The 16554-nt window shown below is 42.9% G+C and carries 17 protein-coding genes; 7 read left to right on the top strand and 10 right to left on the bottom strand.

The annotated features are described in order from the left end of the window. Nucleotides 1-144: 144 nt before the first annotated feature. From galE to galK, 3 genes are all read left to right on the top strand, one after another. Nucleotides 145-1158: a UDP-glucose 4-epimerase GalE gene (galE, locus tag I1A42_RS05915; RefSeq protein WP_196122908.1), complete on the top strand. Its 1014-nt coding sequence runs from the start codon at nt 145-147 to the stop codon at nt 1156-1158. A gap of 51 nt (nt 1159-1209) precedes the next feature. Then, nucleotides 1210-2262, top strand: a complete 1053-nt coding sequence (locus I1A42_RS05920; protein ID WP_196122909.1) for a UDP-glucose--hexose-1-phosphate uridylyltransferase — start codon at nt 1210-1212, stop codon at nt 2260-2262. Between the two features lie 91 nt (nt 2263-2353). Then, nucleotides 2354-3508, top strand: a complete 1155-nt coding sequence (gene galK, locus I1A42_RS05925) for a galactokinase (protein ID WP_196122910.1) — start codon at nt 2354-2356, stop codon at nt 3506-3508. A gap of 67 nt (nt 3509-3575) precedes the next feature. On the opposite strand, the gene I1A42_RS05930 is transcribed toward galK, so the two are convergent. Both I1A42_RS05930 and I1A42_RS05935 read right to left on the bottom strand, forming a co-directional pair. Continuing rightward, on the bottom strand, nt 3576-4940 hold the full coding sequence (locus I1A42_RS05930; protein ID WP_196122911.1) for a cellulase family glycosylhydrolase: 1365 nt from the start codon (nt 4938-4940) through the stop codon (nt 3576-3578). Between the two features lie 237 nt (nt 4941-5177). Continuing rightward, nucleotides 5178-5819 (bottom strand): epoxyqueuosine reductase QueH, encoded by a 642-nt coding sequence (locus tag I1A42_RS05935; RefSeq protein ID WP_196122912.1) that lies wholly within the window; start codon nt 5817-5819, stop codon nt 5178-5180. A 191-nt stretch (nt 5820-6010) separates the two neighbouring features. Here I1A42_RS05935 and I1A42_RS05940 point away from each other — a divergent pair, with 191 nt between their 5' ends. Both I1A42_RS05940 and I1A42_RS05945 read left to right on the top strand, forming a co-directional pair. Continuing rightward, nucleotides 6011-6391 (top strand): VOC family protein, encoded by a 381-nt coding sequence (locus I1A42_RS05940; protein ID WP_196122913.1) that lies wholly within the window; start codon nt 6011-6013, stop codon nt 6389-6391. Between the two features lie 218 nt (nt 6392-6609). Further along, nucleotides 6610-7596 carry a DMT family transporter gene (locus I1A42_RS05945; protein WP_196122914.1) on the top strand — a complete coding sequence of 329 codons (987 nt, stop codon included), beginning with the start codon at nt 6610-6612 and terminating at the stop codon, nt 7594-7596. Here I1A42_RS05945 and I1A42_RS05950 read toward each other — a convergent pair. Together I1A42_RS05950 and I1A42_RS05955 are read right to left on the bottom strand one after the other, a co-directional pair. Next, nucleotides 7593-7979, bottom strand: coding sequence for a hypothetical protein (locus I1A42_RS05950; RefSeq protein ID WP_196122915.1), 387 nt, complete (start codon nt 7977-7979; stop codon nt 7593-7595). The genes I1A42_RS05945 and I1A42_RS05950 overlap by 4 nt on opposite strands. A gap of 161 nt (nt 7980-8140) precedes the next feature. Then, the gene (locus I1A42_RS05955; RefSeq protein ID WP_196122916.1) at nt 8141-9451 is read right to left on the bottom strand and encodes an L-cysteine desulfidase family protein; all 1311 of its coding nucleotides are present in this window, start codon (nt 9449-9451) and stop codon (nt 8141-8143) included. 393 nt (nt 9452-9844) lie between these two features. Between I1A42_RS05955 and I1A42_RS05960 the strand changes: the two genes are divergently transcribed. Then, nucleotides 9845-10144, top strand: a complete 300-nt coding sequence (locus I1A42_RS05960; protein ID WP_161155404.1) for a PAAR domain-containing protein — start codon at nt 9845-9847, stop codon at nt 10142-10144. A 78-nt stretch (nt 10145-10222) separates the two neighbouring features. On the opposite strand, the gene I1A42_RS05965 is transcribed toward I1A42_RS05960, so the two are convergent. Continuing rightward, nucleotides 10223-11227 (bottom strand): substrate-binding domain-containing protein, encoded by a 1005-nt coding sequence (locus tag I1A42_RS05965; RefSeq protein ID WP_196122917.1) that lies wholly within the window; start codon nt 11225-11227, stop codon nt 10223-10225. Between the two features lie 400 nt (nt 11228-11627). Here I1A42_RS05965 and I1A42_RS05970 point away from each other — a divergent pair, with 400 nt between their 5' ends. Next, nucleotides 11628-12029 carry a transporter gene (locus tag I1A42_RS05970; RefSeq protein WP_161155409.1) on the top strand — a complete coding sequence of 134 codons (402 nt, stop codon included), beginning with the start codon at nt 11628-11630 and terminating at the stop codon, nt 12027-12029. A 158-nt stretch (nt 12030-12187) separates the two neighbouring features. On the opposite strand, the gene I1A42_RS05975 is transcribed toward I1A42_RS05970, so the two are convergent. From I1A42_RS05975 to I1A42_RS05995, 5 genes are all read right to left on the bottom strand, one after another. After that, nucleotides 12188-13294, bottom strand: coding sequence for a phosphoribosylaminoimidazolesuccinocarboxamide synthase (locus tag I1A42_RS05975; protein ID WP_196122918.1), 1107 nt, complete (start codon nt 13292-13294; stop codon nt 12188-12190). A gap of 223 nt (nt 13295-13517) precedes the next feature. Beyond that, entirely contained in the window at nt 13518-13913 is a 396-nt protein-coding gene (locus I1A42_RS05980; protein ID WP_196122919.1) for a hypothetical protein, read from the bottom strand. Between the two features lie 305 nt (nt 13914-14218). Further along, nucleotides 14219-14416, bottom strand: coding sequence for a hypothetical protein (locus tag I1A42_RS05985; RefSeq protein ID WP_196122920.1), 198 nt, complete (start codon nt 14414-14416; stop codon nt 14219-14221). Between the two features lie 101 nt (nt 14417-14517). Further along, nucleotides 14518-15600: a J domain-containing protein gene (locus I1A42_RS05990; RefSeq protein ID WP_196122921.1), complete on the bottom strand. Its 1083-nt coding sequence runs from the start codon at nt 15598-15600 to the stop codon at nt 14518-14520. 205 nt (nt 15601-15805) lie between these two features. Continuing rightward, nucleotides 15806-16489 carry a DUF2786 domain-containing protein gene (locus I1A42_RS05995; protein WP_161155419.1) on the bottom strand — a complete coding sequence of 228 codons (684 nt, stop codon included), beginning with the start codon at nt 16487-16489 and terminating at the stop codon, nt 15806-15808. Between the last annotated feature and the right edge of the window lie 65 nt (nt 16490-16554).

The following is a 16554-nucleotide window of genomic DNA, read 5'->3' on the forward strand; positions in this document are numbered from 1 at the left end:
TATAAAATATTTGGCAATGCTTGTGATTTAATATGCAAATTTAGTGGTAACGTTTACACAATGTGTCAGGCTTCACAGAAAGTAGCCCAAGGTAGTTGATAAACTTGGCTCAATTCAACGCACAAGTAATTTAAGAGGTGCAGCGTGAAAGTATTAGTGACTGGAGGTATGGGCTATATTGGCAGCCATACTTGCGTACAAATGATTGAAGCCGGCATCACCCCTGTGATTATCGACAATCTATGCAATGCCAAACGAGAAGTGCTAAATCGCATCAAAAATTTAACTCAGACAACGCCCGTGTTTTATGAGGGAGATGTACGCGATGAAACGCTATTAGATCGTGTTTTTTCTGAGCAAAAAATTGATTCGGTTGTTCATTTTGCAGGGTTAAAAGCTGTTGGGGAATCTGTCGCTAAACCTCTTGAATATTATGACAATAATGTAAATGGTTCGTTAGTGCTGGCTCGTGCTATGCGCAAAGCGGGTGTCAAAAGTTTGGTATTCAGTTCTTCCGCGACTGTTTATGGTGATCCCGCCAGTGTGCCCATTACAGAATCGTTTCCAACCGGAGCGACGACGAATCCATATGGACGCAGTAAGTACATGGTAGAAGAGTGTCTGCGAGATCTGTTCCATGCTGAGCCTGACTGGAGTATCACTTTATTGCGCTATTTTAACCCTGTGGGCGCTCATCCATCAGGTTCGATGGGAGAAGATCCTCAGGGCATACCGAATAACCTTATGCCTTTTATTGCTCAAGTTGCGGTCGGTCGACGTGACCACCTATCTGTGTTTGGTGATGATTATGCAACGCCTGATGGTACCGGCGTACGTGATTATATTCATGTTATGGATTTAGCGGATGGCCATATTGCGGCTATTCGTGGTGTGGGAAACAAAGCCGGGTTACACATCTACAATTTGGGCACAGGGCAAGGGTCGAGTGTTCTTGATATGGTGAATGCTTTTACCGCCGCTTGTGGCCATGACGTGCCTTATCAAATTTGTCCGCGACGTCCTGGCGATATTGCTGAGTGCTGGGCAAGTACTGCAAAGGTGGAAGCCGATTTAGGTTGGAAGGCGACTCGCACAGTAGAGCAGATGACAGCAGATACATGGAATTGGCAGTCAAAAAATCCTAACGGTTATGAATAACCCTTCGGCTGAAACAATTCCTAAGTTATTTTAATTTTACGAGCAAACGTTATGTCAGATATTACTTTTAATCCGGTTGATCATCCCCATCGTCGTTATAACCCATTAACCGGCCAATGGATTTTAGTCTCTCCTCATCGTGCAAAACGCCCTTGGAGTGGTCAAGACGAGAAAGCACCGACTGAGACATTACCTTCATACGATGAGCATTGTTTTTTGTGTCCCACTAACGAACGAGTCTCAGGGGATACCAACCCTGATTATCAAGGGACTTACGTCTTTGGTAATGATTTTGCCGCGCTCAAAGAAGATACGCCCGAAGCGCCAGAATCAGACAATCCTCTGTTTCGTTGCCAAAGTGCGAGAGGCTTAAGCCGTGTGATTTGTTTCTCTCCAGACCACAGCAAAACCTTGCCAGAATTACCCGTACCAGCCATTCGCCGCGTGATTGATACTTGGAATGAGCAGATTGAAGAGTTAGGTAAAAAATATCTTTGGGTACAGGTATTCGAAAATAAAGGCGCCATGATGGGTTGTTCTCAACCACACCCGCATGGACAAGTTTGGGCAAACAGTTTTTTACCTAATGAAATTGCGCGTAAAGAAGACAATTTAAAAGCCTATTACCAACAATATGGTTCGAACCTGTTGGTGGACTATGTCAATGCTGAACTGAAAGATGGCAGTCGCACTGTGGTTGAAACTGAACACTGGTTAGCCGTAGTGCCGTATTGGGCTGCATGGCCATTTGAAACCATGTTGTTACCGAAAGTTCATGTGCGTCGTATGAGTGAATTGACGGAAGCGCAACGTGATGATTTGGCACTCGCAATGAAAAAACTGACCAGTCGTTACGATAACTTATTTGAATGTTCGTTCCCTTACTCAATGGGGTGGCATTACGCACCATTTTTCGAAGAAGGAACCGATATAGAACACTGGCAACTGCATGCGCTGTTCTACCCGCCATTATTGCGCAGCGCCACCGTGCGTAAATTTATGGTGGGGTATGAAATGCTTGCTGAATCACAGCGTGACCTCACTGCTGAGCAAGCCGCTGAGCGACTTCGCGCCTTAAGTGATGTGCATTTTAAAGAGCAATAAACACTACTTGGACCGCGCTAGAGCAGTGAGGTCCTTATCCTGATTTTTCGGTTTGGGTTAGCCAAGCTGTGATTGAATAAGAGATACGATTATGTCTGATCCTATGCAAAACGTAAGTGCATCTTTCCCACGTGTATTTGGTTATGAGCCCACTCATCACATTCAAGCACCTGGTCGTGTTAATCTGATTGGTGAACACACGGATTACAATGATGGTTTTGTACTACCATGCGCGATTAATTATCAAACTGTGGTAGCGGCTAAACGGCGTGATGACCGATTTGTTCGTGTTGTCGCTTGTGATTACCAAGATGCACAAGATGAATTCTCACTTGATGGGCCAATTGAATTTGTTGCTGACAAAATGTGGGCCAATTACATCCGTGGTGTTGTGAAATGTTTGCTGCAACGGGGTTTCGAGTTTGGTGGCGTTGATATTGCTGTTTCTGGCAATGTGCCTCAAGGTGCAGGTTTAAGTTCGTCTGCTGCATTGGAGGTGGTGATAGGTCAAACGTTTAAAACACTATACAACTTAGAAATATCGCAAGCCGAAATTGCGTTGAATGGACAGCAAGCTGAAAACGAATTTGTTGGCTGTAATTGTGGGATTATGGATCAATTGATTTCAGCACAAGGCCAAGATAATCATGCTTTGTTGATCGATTGCCGCAGTTTAGAGTGTCAGCCGGTCTCAATGCCTGAAGATATGGCGGTTGTGATCATTAACTCCAACAAACAACGCGGTTTGGTCGATAGTGAATATAATACTCGTCGTCAGCAGTGCGAAGAAGCGGCTCAGATCTTTGGAGTTAAAGCATTACGTGATGTGACCATTGAACAATTTGTAGCAAAACAAAATGAGTTGTCTCCTGATGTGGCTAAGCGTGCTCGCCATGTGATTACCGAAAATACGCGTACTGTTGAAGCGGCAAAAGCGTTGGAAGAGGGGAACATCACCCTATTAGCACAGCTTATGGAACAATCTCATAACTCAATGCGTGATGATTTTGAAATCACGGTTAAAGAGATCGATACCCTCGTTGATATCGTGAAAGACGTTGTCGGTGAACAGGGTGGTGTACGTATGACTGGCGGCGGCTTTGGTGGCTGTGTGGTATCGCTGGTTCCACCACAGTTAGTTGATGCAGTAAAACAAGCCATTGCTGAACAATATGAAGCCAAAACGGGATTAAAAGAAACCATTTACGTTTGTCATGCCACTGACGGCGCAAGCGTTGTCGCTTGATAGGTGAATTAACTAAAAAAGCTGGCGCGAGCCAGCTTTTTTAGTTTAGGCGAGTGATAACCGATAGTTAGTCACAAACATCTCCGGTAACATTTGATGCGCTGCCTTCACCGTTGCCGATAAATCCAACTTCTACGGTAGCATTGGGTTCAATAGTGGCATTCCAACTCAGGTTTGTCGCACTGTATGAGCCGGTTAGGGTGGCGCCCCAGCTTTGAGTGATGGTAGTGCCGTCAGAATAAGACCAGTTGACATTCCAACCGTCTATCGCGGTATCACTGTTATTCGTTATACGGATAGCGCCTTGGAATCCGCCTTGCCACGAAGAGGTAATCATATGCTCGCAAGTAACGGATCCTGTCGATGTTGAACTGGAGTCACTACTGCTGTCAGAAGTTGATGTGTCTGTGCTTGTTGAGTCGTCAGATGATGTAGATGAATCTGACTCACTGCTATCATCGCTTGTGGCAACACTCGTACCCCAATTGGAAATGATATTTTTAACATAGGTACCCGAAGCGGTGAGATCGCTTGCTGACCAATTCCCAGTTGCACTTGCCCCTGAGTTGATAATGGATGCGCCTTCATCCTTATCGCTCACCGCCCAGTTAACATTGGTGATGTTATTGGTTTGCAGAAAATCCATCCAACTGTCGACACTGTCTTCTGCCACATCGCCATTACCATCTGAATTGACAGCTCCCCATTCCGTGACCATTAAAGGAATGCCATTGTTCAGTGCTGTCGATGCCTTATCTCTCAATGACTGACCGTGAGTTCCTGCATAAAAGTGGAGAGAATAAGCAATATTGGTTCCATCGATAGGGTCTTGTGATGCGACGTCTACATCTTGAGACCAGTTTGGGGTTCCGACGACAATTAAATTGTCTGAATCGATAGCGCGAATTGCAGCAATCACGTCTTCTGCATAGGGTTTGATAACGTTTGACCAGCTAACTGCCAAAGGCTCGTTATATATTTCATAAATAACGTTAGTTTTGTCGCCATATAATGTCGCCATTTTTTGGAAAAAAGCGATAGCTGAGGCTTCTTTATCTTCACCGTGGTGCGTATGGAAATCGATAATAACGTACATATCATTGGCGATAGCAGCATCGATAACGGTTTCCGCTCTGGTTAAGTTACCTGATGGGTCGTCAATATAAGAGCCACTGTTATCTGCACCCACAGCAACGCGCACGATGGTTGAACCCCAGTCGTCTTTTAGCCATTTAACAACACTGGCGTTGTACATTTTCTCCTGACCCCATCCCGTATTACTCCAGAAGAAACTATTGCCTGCAAAACTTGTGGCCTCGCCGCCACTAAGGATTTGATTTCCGTTCACTGTAAGCGCGGGAACACTTGCTAGCGCAGTGCTGCTGGCAAGTGCTAAAGCTAATGTTATTGTTTTTAGTTTGATTCGTTTCATCTCAATACCCGTGTATATGTAAAAGTTTGTCAATATGCATATAGTAAGGTATGAGATGAGGTTGAATTATTGATTGATTTTATGAATGGAATCTACTGCCCAGATTGGGTGATAAGTGATGAATAGCTTGGAAGTAAAGATTCACTTTAACCAGAAATGACATATTTCTGGTTGAAGAATGAAAAATGCTCAGCGCTGGTGGTTGGGTTTATGGTGAAAAGCGACTTGAAGTCACCATTACTCATAATATTGGATGCCAATTTCAATCGGCTCTCGACCATTTTGTTGGCGCCATGTATTCGTATCACGCAGAGAATAGGCGCAGCCACAATACTCTTGCTGATAAAAGCGCTCTCGTTTTGCTATCTCTACCATGCGACTTGCCCCTCCTTTTTTACGCCAGTTAAAGGTCCAGTAATTAAGGTTAGGGTAGGGAGCTGCTGCGCGAAGGCCACAATCATTGATTTGATCCATATTTTTCCATCGAGAGATACCTAAACAGCTCGTAAAGGTATCAAAACCATGTTCATGTGCATAAAGCGCTGTGCGTTCAAAACGCATGTCAAAGCACTCAGTGCAGCGTTCTCCTCGCTCAGGCTCCCATTCTAGTCCTTTTACTCGATCAAACCAGTTGCGTACATCGTAGTCCGCATCAATAAATGGGACGCCAAGTTTTTCAGCAAATCGAATATTTTCCTCTTTGCGGATTAAATACTCTTTTTTTGGATGTATGTTGGGGTTGTAGAAGAAAATCGTAAACTCAATGCCAGCGTTCGCCATGCGCTCCATCACATCTCCTGAGCACGGAGCGCAGCATGAATGTAACAATACATGGTTCGATGATGTTGGAGTTTCAAGAACTATTGCTTCTTTAGCCATGGGGCCTCTTAAGATTATCTGGATAGGTGTAGCACGTAAAATATACCATTAGTTTATTATGAAACTGATTTGTTAAAAACTTGTTTTTCACTATATATGCGCACGTTGAAATAAAAATGGTGAATTGTTAATGACACCTGTTGATCTTTTCTTTACATTAATTATTCAATTAATTGAATAGGATGGTGAGTGTGTTTAGTCATGTAATGGTGGGGTCAGATGATCTTGCACAATCAAAAATATTTTATGATGCGATAATGCAAGTCATTGGTTATAACGCGGGCGTTTACGATCCGAAAGGTCGTTGCATGTACATAAGTGAAAACGGCGTTTTAGGTGTTACGAAACCAATCAACGGTGAGCCAACCAGTGTCGGTAATGGTATGACTGTTGGTTTTAAAGTGGCAAGTCCAGAGCTGGTCGATCAATGGCATGCCGCAGGTGTCGCTAATGGTGGCATGGCAATAGAAAACCCTCCAGGTATTAGAGGGGAAGGGAATAACCAAAAATACGTGGCTTATTTAAGAGACCCTTTTGGTAATAAATTATGTGCGGTTTATTTTGTCAAATAAGTGTGGTGAGTAACACCATGCGTAAATGACCTGGAAAATAAAAATCCATATATTGATCAATAATATAGGGTTAAATAAGCTATTGCCGTATTCAGTATTTTATGCTGTGAAACAAGTGGTAATATCTATTCAATGGTATCGCATGCGATAACCACCGATTCTTCACTTATTTTGGTTTACATTATTATCTAATCTAACACTTTGTGTAGGCATTTAGCATGGAAAGTTCTAAACAGCAGTTTTGGCTGGGGTTGGCATTAAGCTGTACGACGGCTTTATTTTGGGGAATGATTCCCATTGCTTTGAAATTATCGAGTGGTTTCGCTGATCCCGTTACGCTGACTTGGTCTCGTTTCACTTTTGCCGCTATTGTTGTGTTTGTATGGCAATGGCAACATGGTCGGCTGCATGAATTCCGCCAGTTAAATCGAAAAGAGTGGCTGCGCCTGTTTGCTGCTGGATGCTTTTTGATCATCAATTACACGACATTTGCTTGGGGAGTGACTTTTTTACGCCCTGAAGTCGCCCAACTGGGAATGCAAATATCACCGGTATTCATGGCCTTAGGTGGACTGCTATTTTTGAAAGAGCAGGTCTCATGGCAACAATGGGCTTGTTTTGGTCTATTAATTTTGGGGCTTTTGGTATTTTTTCATCCAGTATTGACTGGTGATTATCATGGTGATGTTCATAACTTAGTCACCGGTTTAATCATCATATTTATCTCTGCGTTTTCGTGGTGTATTTATGCATTGACGCAAAAAACACTGTTTAAAAAACTAAGTTCATCCAATATCTTATTAATGATTTATATTCTTGCAACCGTTGTTATGGCACCGTTCAGCTCACCGATGTTGTTAACAACAATGAGTTCGAACGACACTTGGGTGATGCTATTTTGTTGTATCAATACCGTGGTGGCATATGGCGCCTTTACCCAAGCAATGCGCTATTGGGAAACGGTACAAGTCAGCGCAGTTATTGCTGTTGTTCCCGTCGTAGTATTTGTTTTAACTGAACTTTGTGTTGTGTTTGGTTTGTGGAGTTCGATTATTAGCGAATCTCATGTTGATTGGTTAAGTATGGCTGGAATGTTTATGGTTGTTGGTTCGGCAATCTCTGTGCAGGTCGTGAGTGCTCGAGCAAACCGAAAGCGGCGACAAAAATTGGAGCAGCAACACTCTGCCCAACTTCATGCTGCTTAAGGTGTTGCATGTAGCGCGACTGAAATAGGTATTAACCCAGATGCGTTATTAATCCACACTACGTTGGTGAACTTAAAAATGTTTCCTTTAACGGTCACGTTAAAAGAAGTCGGGCTACTCCGTTGTATTTGAACATTAGGGGTTGAGGTAATGAGAAACGGAGATGTGAGCTCTTGGTCTTTATCTACCACATAAAAATCATAACGAAAGCCTGATGTTGCGTTAGCGCTATTTTCGCGATAGCCCACCAAATAGATTTGGTTTGAGAGGGGAATATCTAACACTTTCTTATCCAGATTGACTGAGGGCTCAAAGATAAAAATGAGCCCTTGATACAGAGTCATACCAATAAGAATTAAGATAACAGCTTTAGCAGCGTTCATGTCCCTTCTTCAATCTAAAGTATAAAATGGAAGATTGATGTGTCTTGATTCATATTGTTAATTTGACCAATTTCATTAGAAAAATCAACAAGAAATATCCCACCCTAAGATTATAAGTCCAGTTTAGGGGGAGGAGCGAATAGAGTGACGAAAAGGTCAAATTACGCGCTTTTCTTCACCATGATATCGAGTATCTGAACATCGGTTTGAGTCATTGATCCATTGGCTAGTGCAGAAAGGTTGCGAATGGAGTGATCGACATCGTTAGCCACTATACCTTCATTTCCGGTTACGCGAATACCGTCAAGCGCCATCAGCGCTGCTTTTACTGCTGCACTGGCAGAGGACGAAACCTTCATAGAACAACTGGTTTTGGCACCATCACAGATAATGCCTGCAATGTCGCCAATCATGCTGTTAATTGTATGGCTGATTTGCTCTAAAGTACCGCCCAATAAATAGGTAATACCAGCCGCAGCCCCCATTGCAGCTGTGGTCGCGCCACACAATGCAGACAGTTTATTTTGATGGCTCTTTATGTAAATAGCCATCAGGTGGGCGAGAATTAACGCACGTATACTTTGTTCGCGACTGGCTTTTACAAATTCGGCTGTGACAACGACGGGCATGGTGGCGGCAATACCTTGGTTCCCCGACCCTGAATTACTCATTGCAGGTTTCATTGCACCATCCATTCGAGCATCAGAAGCGGCAGAGGTTCGTGCCAAAATATCAGTGAGTAATCCTCCCGATAATAGCCCACGAGATACGTTTCTCTGAAAGGTCGCACCAATTTGTAATCCATAAGGCTTTGCTAGCCCCTCTTGTGATAAAGCATCATTTAACTGCTGAGCTTGTTCGATAAATTCAATATCATCGAGTGGCGCGTTGAGTGCAAAATCATAGATATCTTTAGTGGTGAGCGAATGCAAGATAGAAGTAGATAAGGTAGCCTGGCCCAACTCCGTTGGGGAGTGGAGTTGAACCGGGCTAAATTGGTAGGTAGTTAAACCATTTTCGACAATCGACATCACTTGCGTATGGCTGTCAGCGATCGTGACTGTTACACAATCCTGGCCGTCACTCACTTGAACTTTGGCGTAAATAATATTGGTCACTTTTGCAACATCGATTGTTACTGCTTTAGCATCGAGTAGTTGTTTAGCTTGAGTGACATCTTGAGGGGTGACATCGGCCAGTACTTCTAATCCTGCTTTGGGATTACCAGCGAGGGCGCCGATTGCTGCTGCAATAGGTAAACCAACCATTCCTGTGCCTGGAATACCGACGCCCATACCATTTTTCATTAGGTTAGGTGAAACTGACACACTGATATGTGTTGGTTGATGTGTTAGCTTTTCACGGGCAATCGCGGCAGCCAAAGCAACCGATACGGGCTCAGTGCAACCCAGAGCGGGCACGACTTCCTGTTTAATCAGTGCAATTAATGTTGAGTAATTATCGGGTTGCATAGTATTTCCTTATTAATGTCTTTGTCTGCATTACTAACTATGCTGGTTACTATATAGAGGTTTGCTGAGAAAAATTTCACCTTATTTTTACTAAAATCCATATGAGTAGAAAATATTTCTCCTAAACTATATTTAAAGGAAAAAATCACCTAACTGTGTCGTTGTTTCGACTCATCTTTCGTATTTACCGTGTGCGCGCAATAAATCGAGTGCAATAAGTTGCCTTTGGGGCAGATTATTGCTCGATGGGCAAATTCTTGCTTAGGAATTTGCTACGAAGTCTCGCCATAATAAGGGATTCTAAACGGTGTGAATCTTGCATTTATAATTGGCGTTTCAACAATAATTATGAATAGAACGCGATTTACCACAGACAATAACAAAGGAGTCAGTATGCCTAGTGCAGCACGAGTTGGAGATATTGATACTGGTCACGGCTGTTTTCCACCAACGGCAGTTACTGCAGGCAGCGGTGATGTGTTCATTAACGGTATCGCTTCGGTGAGAGTTGGTGATCCTCTACAGATGCATGCTTGTCCCTGTCCAACGATGCCGCATGGTGCTCATGGCCGCAGTATGGCTGCCGGGTCGTCTACCGTTAAGATTAACGGCTTAGCAGCGGTTCGTGTCGGGGATGCCGTTGACTGTGGTGGAACTATCGCCGTGGGTTCTGGAAACGTTAATATCGGTTAACCCTATTCAGTTTATCGACTCATTTTCTAGCCAGTGCCACTTCATGAGGTACTGGCTTTTCTTTGAGGTAAACCAATCTTAAACGATGGTTTTTACAGATTCACGTTTGACCATAGTCGGTGAATAGCGAGTAGATATGTCGGGATCGATGGCTTCACTGCGGGAGAGTTGCAACGCTAATAAAGCGGCTTTTTCAGCCATCATAGCGATAGGATAACGGACCGTCGTTAAACGTGGTTTTACATAGCGAGCGATCAAACCATCGTCGAAACCCACAATAGAGATTTCATCGGGGGCGGGAATGCCATTTTCATCCAGAGTGGATAATGCTCCGGCTGCCATATAATCGTTATAGCCAACTACGCCGGTAATCGGAATCGATTTAGTCAGCAAGTTCGTCATTGCCTGTTCACCACCTTCTAGGCTCGGTGCGCCATAATCAACATAATCTTCAGATAAACTAATATTGTTATCGGTGAGAGCACATTTATAGCCATCAATCCGTTGTTTCACATCTTCAATTGGATGATTAGATGCAATGCAGGCAATGTTTTTGTGCCCGTTACGAATCAAAAATTCTGTCGCTAAGTAGGCACCTTTAAAATTGTCGAGAGAAATACACCGCTGCGCGATTTCTGGAATGTGACGATTGATCAGTACCATGCCTTTAGCTTCGTTAGCAAATTCAATCAGTTCTTGGTCTGACAGCGCTTTGGAGTGGATGACCAGAGCATCGCAGCGATTGTTAATCAACAGCTCTATTGCTTGTCTTTCGCCTTCCTCTGAGTGGTAGCCATTGCCGATAAGTACGTGTTTGCCGTTATCATGGGCGACGGTATCCACTGCTTTGACTAAGGTACCGAAAAAAGGGTCTGATACATCAGACACAAGAACACCGATTGTTTGTGTGCTCTGACTGACGAGGGCTCTTGCTGCAGCGTTGGGACGATAGCCCAGTTCATTCATCGCCTTGGTCACTGCGTCGATAGAGGAAGTACTGGCCTTGGGAGATTTGTTGATTACACGTGATACAGTCGCAACTGACACGCCTGCCGCCTTTGCGACATCTTTAATAGTTGCCATGGCACCTAACTTACACTGTCCTTTAATGAATTAGAATTAAACACTTTTCAACGAATTAAGGCAAATTTGATGCGTCAAATCTGGTCATGTATCAAACTGAAATTACACCATTTTTGTTTTTGAATTTACTTCAACGATCGCTGTTTTAATCTCATACCTTCCACAGCGCTAAGAATGTTCTCCAAGTCTCCGACATGATCATTAATGTTTGTCATAATCTTTAATGGATTAGCAATCTCTTATCAATGGGTTGTGCAATCTATGTTATCAAAATGTGTTGCATATAGCCTGTTCAAAGGTTGAGTGGTTATGGAAGATTGTTTTCTTATATCACATTGCTATAAGTATTTTATTGCTCAATATTTTACCTATGTCGAACGTCACTAGAGTCGGAGACAGCATGGATAAGCAAAGTAAAATACGTGCCACTTTTGATTACACAAGTTTCTTAGGGGCTTCATGTACGAAGAAACTGACCTTCGCAGAAGTTCTTGGATCTTTTTCTCCTATGGCCGGAGAAGCTCTAAAAGGAGCGATAGGTAAAGAGAAAAGTGCAGAAGAGCGCCTATGGGATATTGCAATGGATCGTTTATCTAGCCGTCGTAGTGATGAATCTAACCTAATCAATTTGATTCGGTTTGCTCATAAAGAAGGAATCGATGAGATACGTCTAATCATGCCTTATGCACTAGAAGAAGGGCAGATCAAAGTCATTGAGCAAAAAGCCCAAGCCCTTTTCCATGGGAATGGGTCTGAAGAGTTTATTATTGAATTACTCCCTCATTGCGCAGAAGCGCACTGATCAGGGAGAGGAAACACCGTTCAGGGGTTAAGTTTTAAACCCGCTAGTTGCCTAAGGGCAAATACATTTTCTTGAATCCAGAAATATACCGGTAAATTGATATAAAACTGAAAACGGAGCATTTAAGCTCCGTTTATTGTTACTGTATGCAAGAAAGGTTACTTGGCAATTAAACCGTATTCTTTATCCAGCACATCAATAATTTCTTGTTTAGGATTGTCGCTCAGTTTTACAGGGTGACCGATGATCTTCTCTGCTATACCAAGGTAAGTTCTACTGATATCCATTAGTGAATCTAACGGTAATGCGTTGTCGCGAGCTAATGCTTCACGTTCTGGCATACGTTCTTTGTTAAGTAGAATATCTGGATCTGGGAAGTAGTTTAATAGGAACTGTCGGAAACCTTCTTTTGAGTTTTCCACAATATTTCCAGATTTATACTCGGCTTCATCCCAAATACGCGATGAATCGGGTGTCCCAACTTCATCCATATAAATCAGTTTTTCTTGACCTTTAGCGTCTGTGACATAGCCAAACTCAAACTTAGTATCAACGAAAATTTGGCCGATGGCGGCAAGGGCGTCACTAATAACACCGAAACCCTGCTTGAGTAGTTTTTCGTAGAGATCAATGTCGTTAGCATTACTGAAGTTAAAGTCTGCGAAGTTATCTTCCAAATTTTGTCGAGTAATATTAACGTCATCCGCTTCTGGAACGCCTGGAATGCCACGCAGAATCCCTTTTGTTGATGGGGTAATTAGGGTTTCTGGTAGACGAGAGTCTTTCTGTAATCCTTCCGGTAATTGGATACCACAGAACTCGCGTTCGCCTTTAGCATAAGCGCGCCACATTGAGCCTGTGATATATTGGCGGCAAATTGCTTCCACTTTGACTGGTTTTGCTTTTTGCACAATCCAAACAAACGGATGTGGAATATCAAGGATATGGCTATCAGCCAAACCATTTTCTTTAAATAAATTGAACCAGTGATTTGAGATTGCGTTAAGTGCAGCACCTTTACCTGGTACACCGTTTAAACCACCTTCAGCATGCCATACACAATCAAATGCGGAAATACGGTCACTGATCACCATGATTGCTAACGGAGCATCGGCAGCAACATCATAACCTTTTTCTTCAATTAGGCGGCGGCTGTCTTCTTCTGTAAGCCAGTAAACTGACCTAACTTTGCCAGAGTGAACAGGTTGATTAGTACGAATTGGGAGGTCGTCGTTGACGGCAAGGACTTGATCTGCAAGGCTCATTTAGACATTCCTATCTTATTTCAAACGTCGTTGAGAAGAGAGATATCAAACGGTGAGATATCGATTACTCGGAGCATAATACCAGAACTTTTTTATGTCGCCAGAGAAAAAGCAAACGTTTGCTTTAAATGTGGTTATTTTGCGCCAATTAGCAGAAATTTAGCAAAAGAAGTGCGACCAACTGGCAGAAAATTGGTCGCACCGTCAATGCAAGAAAGAGAATTTAGTGGACTGCATTGATAGTTGAACACTCAAAAAAGACCGCGCAGTGATGTTGCTGCCCTAATTTAATCAATAATTTTTGATTCGTTGGACTAATGTTATTTGAAGCGACAACTGCACTTGCATTACCGCTTTGAATCGCCTGAATTGCAATGTCGAGTTCACTACGGTATTGAGATGGTTTCATATGAATAATTCGGTCACATTGAATGTGATAAGCGGCCAACTCTTGATATTTAGGTCGCTGGCATTCTGCTGTGTAAAGAATCCATTGCTGTTGATTAGATAGATTTGCTAGACGTAACATCATGTCCGTAGATTCATTTGCCTGTATAAAACTTGAATGAGGAAAACGGTGTTGAGCAAATGAGTTAAATCGGTTGTTTGAGTAAAGCATTATACTGTCCTTTCATACATGCTGTATGTGTATACAGTATATCTGTACAGTGGTTTAATCAAGTACTGATTGTGGTTTTTTTGGTCATTTTTTGCTTGTTAATGTATCGTTTATCGCTAAATTTTTGAAAATTATAAGGTTTTTTTAATCGAAGGAGCTTCGGTTTTTGTGACGGAGTTTCCTCAGTGCCCGTTGATGAAGCGCTGAATCCTTTATTTGTGTTCATTGGGGTATATTAAGTCGCACTGGCTGGAGAGAGCACGCTAATTGATATAAAAACAGCGCCCAAGTGGCGCTGTATAAACTTATGAGGCGGGCGGAGGTGTCGCTTGCGCTAGTTTTTGCCGATAGGCCATTTCTTCTAAATTGTATTGACGAATATCCATGCGTGCATGTTCATCACATGAATGACAAGCATAATAGGCTTTTCCATCGAAATATTCGTGTTTTGTTAATAAACCTGAACGTTTACACCAATCACAAACCCCATGTTTCGATGTCATTTTGGTTCCGCCTTATGAGTGAGATGTTGCGCTACTAGACACACAGCCTAGAGTGGCACAATTATATGACAACGCGGTAAAAAAACGCTTCCTCTTAAGAGTTATTTTTTCTGAGAGGCAACCACTATCTTCATTGCATTATTTAAACGCTTCATTTCCTCTTCGCTACCCTTCATATCTGGATGATATATTTTCGATAATTGTTTGTAGCGTATCTTGAGCGCTTTTTCATTAGGGATTTGATTTGGAGAAAAGCCAAGTACCGCGCAGGCCAACGCTAGTTTCTGGTTGGAAGGCGCTGGTGGAGGGGGCGGGGCTGATTTAGGCGTTTGCGCCAATTGGGTTTGCAGCTTTTGATTTTCGCCTTGAAGCCGTTTCACTTCGCGAAAAATCGTTTCCAACTGTTTTTTCTGTCTTTTAAGCAACAGTTGTTGATCATTTACCTTTTTATTCTGTGATTGTTTTTCAGTGTGCTCAGCTTGTAACTGTAATGCACGCTGTTGTTTTTTACGTCGTAACCAAACAATGACACCGACCATGATGCAGATAAAGACACCAAGCAAAATATAATCTTTGGCCGCATGACCATTATCTTGATTCGCAGAATGTGCCGTAGGTTCATTATCGACCGTTTGGCTTGGCTCGTTTGATGGCTCCGCATCAGAAACCGCTTGCTCTAATTGGTTAATGGAAGCCACTTGCCTCGCGCGCTGCGCGTTAAATTTATCTTCCAGTAATTGATCATATTGGGCCTGCGCTTTGGGGTCATTCGCACTGGCGATATGTAACCATAACTGGGCTAGGCTTTGCGCATTGACTGAGCGGTTGTTCAGAGCCTGATAATATTGGCCGAGAGCAGTCTGTGCTTGAGGGGAGCCTGTAAGCGCAAGTTTTGTAAGCCAGTACAATCCTTGTTGAGGGTCTTTATTCGTACCGAGTCCATTTAGGTATGCGTCGGCTACTTGACCCATCGCTTTACTATTTCCCGCTTGTGCCGCTTTTTCAAACCAGTATAAGGCTTCAGCAAGATCGCGAGTTGTGGTTTTACCTTGTTGATATTCTAGCGCTAATGCATATTGCGCTTGGACGTTATTGGCCTGTGCTTGGGTGATGAGGGTATTAATGTTGTCAGCATGAGTAACAAAACTTGCTAATACACTTAGCAGAATAAAAAATCGCAACACAGTGTAACCGTTCCCTGCCAGAGTTGAGAGTGTAGTATGTGCTCGTTAACCCGCCCGTTGAGAAATCTGAGAGTGTCTTTATGCAATAAGTTTTGCATTATTTGGTCAGCACGAAGTGAAAGAATAGTGGCAAATGGTGTAGATTACCACACCACTTTTCGCTATTTGGGTATAAGAGTAGGAGTGAAAGTAAAGTTTTATGCTCTTATTTCAATAGTTTTGGCGCTTGAGCTCCGTCAATCGGGCGGCTAACGGAAACTCGGCGTCCTTTTTTTAACCCTACTTCATAATCGTCGGTCAGGTTTTTAATCGCTTCTTGCATTTGCTTCTTGAACGTTTCACGATCGAGATTCTCAAACTCTTTATCAATATAGTTATTAATTTTATTTGCCGATTCCTCATCAGGGGTGATTTCTGGCAGCTTCTCAAGTGCACCTTCAATCCAACCGGAAACAAAAGAGTTCACTCGGCGAGTCACTTCGTTGCTCGACGTGCCTGAACCTGCGAAACTGTTGCGGAATTGGCCCGTTTGTTCGTTAAGTTCGCGATAGATGATATCGAATGCGAATGCAGCAAAAATAGCTCTGTCGGCCTCACCAATAAACTCAACACGTTTTAAACCTTTGTGATTGAGTAAAACCGCTTCAACACCAAATTTAGTGTTTATTCCGCGAATAATACGCAGAATGCTTGAGCCAATATTTGCTGGAAGCAAATGAGTGGATTGGGTTTTCCCCATCTTGATAAATTCGATATCGTCCTTATCAAGACCGTACTTAATCATCAAGCGGTGTGCCATTTTAATAGCATTCGCCGCTTCATTGACGTTGGCTGAGTTTCCTAACTCAAGACACTTCGCAATTTTCTTGAGAGCTTTTTGTTTATCCATGGGCATGCAGAAAAACGTTTTATGGCATTTGGAAAAGTCGGCTATTCTAGCGTTTTTTGACAAAA

It is taken from the genome of Vibrio nitrifigilis, assembly GCF_015686695.1.
GTDB lineage: Bacteria > Pseudomonadota > Gammaproteobacteria > Enterobacterales > Vibrionaceae > Vibrio > Vibrio nitrifigilis.